9 protein-coding genes are annotated in these 6,426 nt (G+C 70.7%); 5 read left to right on the top strand and 4 right to left on the bottom strand.

The genetic code is table 11. From position 1 onward, the window contains the following. Nucleotides 1-402: 402 nt before the first annotated feature. Nucleotides 403-855, top strand: a complete 453-nt coding sequence (locus ACZ6RC_RS06515) for a subtilase-type protease inhibitor (RefSeq protein WP_391143889.1) — start codon at nucleotides 403-405, stop codon at nucleotides 853-855. On the opposite strand, the gene ACZ6RC_RS06510 is transcribed toward ACZ6RC_RS06515, so the two are convergent. Both ACZ6RC_RS06510 and ACZ6RC_RS06505 read right to left on the bottom strand, forming a co-directional pair. Then, nucleotides 795-2,024, bottom strand: a complete 1,230-nt coding sequence (locus ACZ6RC_RS06510; RefSeq protein WP_469579707.1) for a hypothetical protein — start codon at nucleotides 2,022-2,024, stop codon at nucleotides 795-797. The genes ACZ6RC_RS06515 and ACZ6RC_RS06510 overlap by 61 nt on opposite strands. Nucleotides 2,025-2,202: 178 nt before the next feature. Continuing rightward, nucleotides 2,203-2,613, bottom strand: a complete 411-nt coding sequence (locus tag ACZ6RC_RS06505) for a hypothetical protein (protein WP_469579705.1) — start codon at nucleotides 2,611-2,613, stop codon at nucleotides 2,203-2,205. Nucleotides 2,614-2,695: 82 nt separating this feature from the next. Here ACZ6RC_RS06505 and ACZ6RC_RS06500 point away from each other — a divergent pair, with 82 nt between their 5' ends. Genes ACZ6RC_RS06500 through ACZ6RC_RS06485 form a run of 4 tightly spaced genes read left to right on the top strand, consistent with a single transcriptional unit; the run spans nucleotide 2,696 to nucleotide 4,387 of the window. Beyond that, the gene (locus ACZ6RC_RS06500; RefSeq protein WP_469579703.1) at nucleotides 2,696-3,514 is read left to right on the top strand and encodes a helix-turn-helix domain-containing protein; all 819 of its coding nucleotides are present in this window, start codon (nucleotides 2,696-2,698) and stop codon (nucleotides 3,512-3,514) included. Then, nucleotides 3,511-3,723, top strand: coding sequence for a DUF397 domain-containing protein (locus tag ACZ6RC_RS06495; RefSeq protein WP_469579702.1), 213 nt, complete (start codon nucleotides 3,511-3,513; stop codon nucleotides 3,721-3,723). The genes ACZ6RC_RS06500 and ACZ6RC_RS06495 overlap by 4 nt, the downstream gene beginning before the upstream one ends. Further along, complete coding sequence (locus ACZ6RC_RS06490) at nucleotides 3,720-4,070, top strand: DUF6247 family protein (RefSeq protein WP_469579700.1); 351 nt, start codon at nucleotides 3,720-3,722, stop codon at nucleotides 4,068-4,070. The genes ACZ6RC_RS06495 and ACZ6RC_RS06490 overlap by 4 nt, the downstream gene beginning before the upstream one ends. Further along, nucleotides 4,067-4,387: a hypothetical protein gene (locus ACZ6RC_RS06485; protein WP_469579698.1), complete on the top strand. Its 321-nt coding sequence runs from the start codon at nucleotides 4,067-4,069 to the stop codon at nucleotides 4,385-4,387. Before ACZ6RC_RS06490 ends, ACZ6RC_RS06485 begins: the two co-directional genes overlap by 4 nt. 10 nt (nucleotides 4,388-4,397) lie before the next feature. Here ACZ6RC_RS06485 and ACZ6RC_RS06480 read toward each other — a convergent pair whose 3' ends face one another. Next, nucleotides 4,398-5,276, bottom strand: coding sequence for an alpha/beta fold hydrolase (locus ACZ6RC_RS06480; RefSeq protein WP_391143879.1), 879 nt, complete (start codon nucleotides 5,274-5,276; stop codon nucleotides 4,398-4,400). A 389-nt stretch (nucleotides 5,277-5,665) separates the two neighbouring features. Beyond that, nucleotides 5,666-6,358 (bottom strand): metal-dependent transcriptional regulator, encoded by a 693-nt coding sequence (locus ACZ6RC_RS06475; protein ID WP_391143876.1) that lies wholly within the window; start codon nucleotides 6,356-6,358, stop codon nucleotides 5,666-5,668. Nucleotides 6,359-6,426: the final 68 nt, after the last annotated feature.

Genomic DNA, 6,426 nt, shown 5'->3' with positions numbered 1-6,426 from the left:
GGGGGGGGCGGGGGGGGGGGGGGGCCGCGCCCCGCGGCCGGGGGCCGGGAGACCCCCCGGGGGTCCCCGGGGGGGCCCCCCCCGGGGGGGGGGGGGGCCGCGGGGGGGGGCGGGCCCCCCCCCCACGTTCATGAGTGCTGCAAGACTGAACCAATTTCGCGTCACCGCAGGTCAGCGGTTTGTTCCTGGTTGTACCAATCCCGGACTCACCCCTTCGGAGTAGTACCCGAACTGGTGTTGCACCCCTTTCGAGCTGCCCAGACGACCGATCGTTCAGTCGGTGACACGTGCACATCGCTGTATACGGCCGGAAACGGCCGGGCGATGTGCGATCACCCTTCGCGTCGACAAGACTCCGGACCGCAATCGCAACAACCCAAACCCTCCGAAGGGATCCATCCCGTGCGTTACCTCCGTAAAGCCGCTCTCTCCGCCGCCGTCGCCACTGGCCTCGCGCTCGTCGGAACGGCGACCACCGGCGTCGCCCACGCGGCGCCCGCCGCCCCCGCGGGTCTGTACCCGCCGTCGGCGCTGGTGCTGACGGTCGGTCACGGCGAGGACGCCGCCACGGCGTCCATCGCGAGGGCGGTCACCCTCAACTGCGCCCCGCGCCCGAGCGGCACCCACCCGGCCCCGAAGGCCGCCTGTGCCGAGCTGGAGTCCGTCAACGGCGACCTGGCCGCGCTGACCACGATGTGGGGCGGCGGCAACACCCCCTGTACGCGCATCTGGGACCCGGTCACGGTGACCGGCGACGGCGTCTGGAAGGGCAAGCGGATCAGCTGGTCCGCCACCTACGGCAACGAGTGCGAGATGAACGCCGGCATGGCCCGCGGCACGGTCTTCTCGTTCTGACCGCCGCCTGACCCCGGCACCGGCACGTGCCGCAGGCCGCCCGGCGCGCCCCCCAGGGCGTGTGCCGCCGCCTCCTCGACGAGCGTCCGCCAGGGTGCCCGGGGCGGGCCGCCGGGCCGGGCGGCCTGCTCCGTACGGCACCGGCGGCAGCGGGTCTCACCCCCGACCGGCCGGAAGACGTGGTCGCCCCCCGGGCCGTCGCAGGAGACCAGCGCTCCCGGGGCGAGGGCCCCGGGAGCGTCCGGCGCTCCCAAGGCTCCCAGGGCCTCCAGGGAGGCCGTGGGCGGCGGGGCGACCGGTGCGGGCAGCTTCTCGACCAGCCGGTAGCGCAGGAAGCCCACGGCCGAGCGGATGCCCGTGCGGGGCAGCGCGTGGGTCAGGGCGTGGCACAGATCGGCGGCGGACACCCCGCGCCGCAGCCACTCCGCCGCCGCCTCGGCGAGACCGCGCGCTTCCCGGGCACCGAGGTGCAGATCCCGGTTGCGGTGGCGGAGCGACAGCAACAGCCGCTCGGCCTCGACGACTTCGGGGTCGGGGGCGGGGTCGGGGCATTCCGGCGCGGGTCCGGCGCTCGGCTCCGCGCCGGGCTCCGCGCCGGGTGCCGCCGCTTGTGGCTCCGCCTCAGGTGCCGGTGCCGGGTCAGGCGTCGGGTCAGGCGCCGGCTCCGGATCTACGGCAGGCTCCGGGCTCGGCCCGGGATCCGGCTCCGCATCCGTGACGGGTGCCCGGTCGGGTGCCGTCGGCGCCGGGTCAGGCACCGGTGCCGGAGCCGGGTCGGGTGCCGTCGGCGCCGGATCCGGCCTTTCGGGAGGGGGGTGGGGAAGGTTCTTCTTCTCTTGGTCTTTCTCTTCTGTAGGAGAGCAGCCGACACGCGGGACATCCGGGGAACCGACCGTCGGCGAAACGCCGGTCGGTGGCCGGCCGTCGCGGACGGCGTTCGCCTCCTCACGCGTGAGGGTGACGTTGGTGAACAGCTGATCCGTGAACCAATGCCCGCGCGCGCCCTGCCACTTCCACTGGTGGAAGTAACCGCAGGCGATCAGGCACTTTTTCGCCCGCTTGAAGGCGCAGGGCTTCAGGTTCAGCGCGGCGGCATGCTCGCTGAGGGGCTTGTCGGCGTCCCTCTCGGGCAGGCCCTGCATGTAGACGATCAGAAGCTTGGCTTCCACGTTGAGACGCGGATGGCGCACGACATCGTTCGAGGCCTTGGTGTAGGAGCGAACGGGCGCGATAACATGCCGAAGCATTTCGGGTACTCCCCTTTGAAGTACTCGCGGTGAAGGTCCTCGGACGGTGTTGCCGCACCCCCGGGGACCGCTCCATTTCTCACGGAGCGTGATGTCGCGGTCACCGTACCGCACACACAACCATCTCGTGCAACAACTCCGGTCGCACGAACGGATCTTCGAGCGTCGGGCGGGATCGCCAGTCCAGCGGCCAGGTCGTGCCGCGCAGCGCCGGGATCCCGACGAAGGCCAGCGCCCCGCCGCTCCTGCTCAGCGCCCTCGCGGGGGCCGGCCAGGCATGGGCGGCGGCGGTCCGCGGTGGCAGCAGGAAGTAGAGGTACCGCTCGCCGGTGGCCTGGCGGACGATCGGCCCGGCCTGGAAGTCCGTGTACTCCATGAGCCGGTACGCCACGTCCTCCCCGAGGAAGCCCCCGATCCGTACGGCGTCGAAGTGCACGCCCGCGTGCCGCAGGGCATGCCCGTCCACCGGAACCCAAGACGGCACCCTGTCAAGTGACTTGCGCGAATTCATGACGCCAGCTTTCCGGCGCCGCTCTACTGTGACCAGCGCCACACGATGTCTGTGGCGGACTGTGCACTCGGGGAGGTCTGGTGTGAACATCGGAAACAACGGGAGCCCGGGGGCGGCGAAGGTCTTCGGCCGCCTCCTGCGCTTCTACCGGGAGCGGGCGAAGGTGTCGCAGGACGCGCTGGGCAAGGAGACCGGATATTCCAAGTCCCAGGTGGCGATGATCGAGCGCGGGGAGCGGCGGGCGAAGGGGAACTTCGTCGCGATCGCGGACGAGCTGCTGTGTGCACAAGGTGCACTTCTGGAAGTGGCGGAGGAGGTGACGGTGAGTGGGGTGGCGGCGTGGTTCGAGGACTATCTGCTGGAGGAGCAGAGGGCGGCGGGCATCCATAAGTACGAGAACCACCTCATCCCCGGACTGCTGCAGACCCCCGACTACGCCCGAGCCGCCTTCGTTTCCGAGCGACCGCCGTTGGACGAGGAGGAGATCGAGGCGGGCGTTGCAGCCCGCATCGCACGACAGCAGGTACTTTTCCGCAAGCCCCCGCCCTTGGTCACCTTCGTCCTGGAGACGGCTGCGCTCACCAAGCCACTCGGCGGCAAGGACGTGCTGCGTAACAACTTGCTGCACGTGGTCGAGACTTCGAGGCTGGCCAACGTCGAGATTCAGGTGATGCCGGAAGACCGCGAGACGCACGCCGGCCTGAGTGGCCCTTTCACCCTGCTGGAGACCGAGGAGCGCAGGAGCCAGCTCGTCTATGTCGAGGGGCAGGGCGGAAGGTACTTTCTCAGCGAACAGCCGGACGTAGGCAACGTCTTCGCTCGCTACAGCACCTTGCGAGCTCAAGCCTTCAGTCCGGAAGACTCGGCACGACTCATCGAACAGGTGGCGCGAGAGCTATGAGCACCGACCTCAAATGGTTCAAGAGCAGCTACAGCAGTGGCCAGGGCGGCGACTGCGTCGAGGTCGCCACCTGCCCCCACACCGTCCACGTCCGCGACTCCAAGGACACCACCCGCCCCGCCCTCACCCTCACCCCCTCCGCCTGGTCCGCGTTCCTGCAGGACCCGCAGTACGGTCTGAAGAGGACCGACATCAGGGAGACCGCATGACCGCTCAGCCCGTCCACCGGGCAGGGGGCTCCGTACCTCCGATGCCCGACCGCAATCCGAAGAGCCTCCGCGCCGCCATCGCGGAGCACACCCCGCAGCTCCTGGCCGACTTCGACCGACACTGGCGCCGGGACATCGCCGACACATACGACCTCGCGACGGTCCCCGCATTCATGGCGCGATGGTGGGGCGAGTATGCCGTCGCCCGGGATCCGCGGCTCGACGCCCATGTCAGCGAGCTCGAAGAGCGAGCCGCTGAGGCGGGCGATCCCATCGAGGCTCGCGACCTGCTTGAACAAGCCTCGCTCCTGCGCAAGAAGGCGCGTGAGGTGGAGCCCGGACAGTGACCGACTTCATGGGCCCTCCGTGGCAAATGGACTGGACCGAGCAGGCCAGTGCTGACAGGGACGCCCTGCCTCCAGAGGTGAGGGAGAAGGTCGCCGAGGCCCGCGCCGAACTGATCACGGCGGACGATCCGTACTTTCGCGGTGTGGACGCCGTCGACAAGCTTCCGGAGGGCCTCACCGCCGAACCCGCTCGGTCGTCCCGCCCCACTGGCCCCTACATCCTCGGCTTCGATCACGGGCGCGGCTGGATGCGCTACGTATTTGTCAGGCGCAGCGCAGACCCTCAGCTCGTGGTCGAAGAGATCTTCTGGCAGTGAGGCCCCACCGTCAGGACGTCAGCACCCCGTTGAGGAACGGCTCGATCGCCTCCCGCCAGGCCTCCGGGTGGTCGTAGTGCAGGAGGTGGCCGGCGTCCGGGATTTCGGCGTAGGCGCCGTGGGGGAGGACGCGGACCATCTCCTGGGCCTCGGCGCGGCCCAGTTCGCCGTCGAGGCCGCGGACGACCAGGGTGGGGCAGCGGACCTGGGCGAGGGATTCCCAGTGGGCGTCGTGGACCCAGGTCTCGCGGGAGGTCAGCATCTGGGCCGGGTCGAAGACCGGATACCAGCCGTCGGGGCGCTCGGTCATCACCTCGGCGAAGAACTCGCCGCGGCCCGGGTTCGGCCGCTCGACCCACGGGTCGTCCTCGCCGAACCACTGGCGCACCTCGGCGAGGGAGGCGAAGGGGAGGGGCCAGCGGCGGAACCAGTCCTGCCACTCCCGCTGCGAGGCGGCGCCGAGGGCCGAGGCGCGCATGTCGCAGATGATCAGCGCGCGGACCAGCTCGGGGTGCTCGGCGGCGACCTGCCAGGCGGTGAGGGCACCCATGGAGTGGCCGATGAGGGTGACCGGCCCGAGGCCGAGCTGTTCGACCGCGGCGACCGCGTCGGCGACGTACGCCTCGCGGGTGTAGGGGCCGGACGCGGGCTTGTCGCTGGCGCCGTGGCCCCGCTGATCGAGGGCGACGGGGCGGTGCCGCCCGGCGAGCCAGCCGGCGGTGGGCGCCCAGTGGGAGCCACGGCCCATCAGGCCGTGGAGCAGTAACACCCCGGACGCGGCGGCGCCCGGTCCCCGTTCGCGCCGGGCCCCCGGCACTCCCTGCTCCGTGTACTCCCAGGCAGCCAGGCGTACGCCGGCGGCTCCGGTGACGTCGAGACGTCGCACCATGTTCCCTGGCACCCCCTCTTTCCCATCGAGCGTGTCGAGCACCGTCAGACTATCGAACCTGTATTCGAAAATGGGGGTCTGCCACACAACACCCCTCGTTCGAGTGACGGCACCCAAGGATTGACGCGCGCCGCCGAGGGGAGATCTTCAGCGGGAGGCGGACCGCTCGGGGAAAACGGTCCGCAGGGAATGACCCTGGGAGCTCGGGGCTCCGGGTCAGCACAGGGGAGGACAGGCCCCGGCGCCCATGGGCGCCGGGGCCCTCTGTCGCTCGTCGCACCGCCCCCGACGCCCTCATCCGCCCACCCCTCCCGGCCTCGCACGGCTGGACCCAGCGTGGCACGCCGAGGAAGCGGGCGTGGCGCATCCGACGTAAATCGGGTGGCGGGTTACCGCTTGGCGACGAAGACGTGCGCCGCCACGTCCGCCTCGAGCTCGGCCGCCTCGCCGCTGCTGCCGACCAGGATGCCGCCCGCCGACTCCGTCACGCTGACGACCGATCCGGGCTGCACGCCCGCGCGGCGCAGGGTGTACATCAGCTGGGCGTCCGTCTGGATCGGCTCGCCGATGCGGCGGACGATCACCGTCTTGCCCTCCCGGCCCGGGTCGAGATCGGCCAGCGACACCATGGAGTCGTCCAGGAAGGACTCCGCCTCGGCCTTCTCGCCCAGCTCCTCGAGCCCGGGGATGGGATTGCCGTACGGCGACTCCGTCGGATGCCGCAGCAGCTCCAGGACGCGCCGCTCGACGGCCTCGCTCATCACGTGCTCCCAGCGGCACGCCTCCGCGTGCACCTGCTCCCACTCCAGACCGATGACGTCGACGAGCAGACACTCGGCGAGGCGGTGCTTGCGCATGACCCGCGTCGCCAGGCGGCGGCCCTCCTCCGTCAGCTCCAGATGGCGGTCGCCGGCGACGGTCACCAGACCGTCGCGCTCCATACGGGCCACCGTCTGGCTCACCGTGGGGCCGCTCTGGTCGAGCCGCTCCGCGATCCGGGCGCGCATAGGGACCACACCTTCCTCCTCAAGCTCGAGGATGGTGCGGAGATACATCTCCGTTGTGTCGATCAGTCCGGACATACGTGCCCCTCGATGAGTCGTGCGCTGGCCCTGCCCCAATTCTGACGCATCGCGCCGACAACCGTGCC

The sequence above is a fragment of the Streptomyces sp. NPDC048353 genome (assembly GCF_055587165.1).
The sequence above is the reverse complement of the archived record's forward strand: the minus strand, read 5'-3'. Positions and strand labels throughout refer to the sequence as shown.

Coding starts and splice junctions, on each gene's coding strand:
- ACZ6RC_RS06505 (WP_469579705.1), bottom strand. CDS start 2,613: ATGAATTCGCGCAAGTCACTTGACAGGGTGCCGTCTTGGGTTCCGGTG.
- ACZ6RC_RS06495 (WP_469579702.1), top strand. CDS start 3,511: ATGAGCACCGACCTCAAATGGTTCAAGAGCAGCTACAGCAGTGGCCAG.
- ACZ6RC_RS06490 (WP_469579700.1), top strand. CDS start 3,720: ATGACCGCTCAGCCCGTCCACCGGGCAGGGGGCTCCGTACCTCCGATG.
- ACZ6RC_RS06480 (WP_391143879.1), bottom strand. CDS start 5,276: ATGGTGCGACGTCTCGACGTCACCGGAGCCGCCGGCGTACGCCTGGCT.
- ACZ6RC_RS06475 (WP_391143876.1), bottom strand. CDS start 6,358: ATGTCCGGACTGATCGACACAACGGAGATGTATCTCCGCACCATCCTC.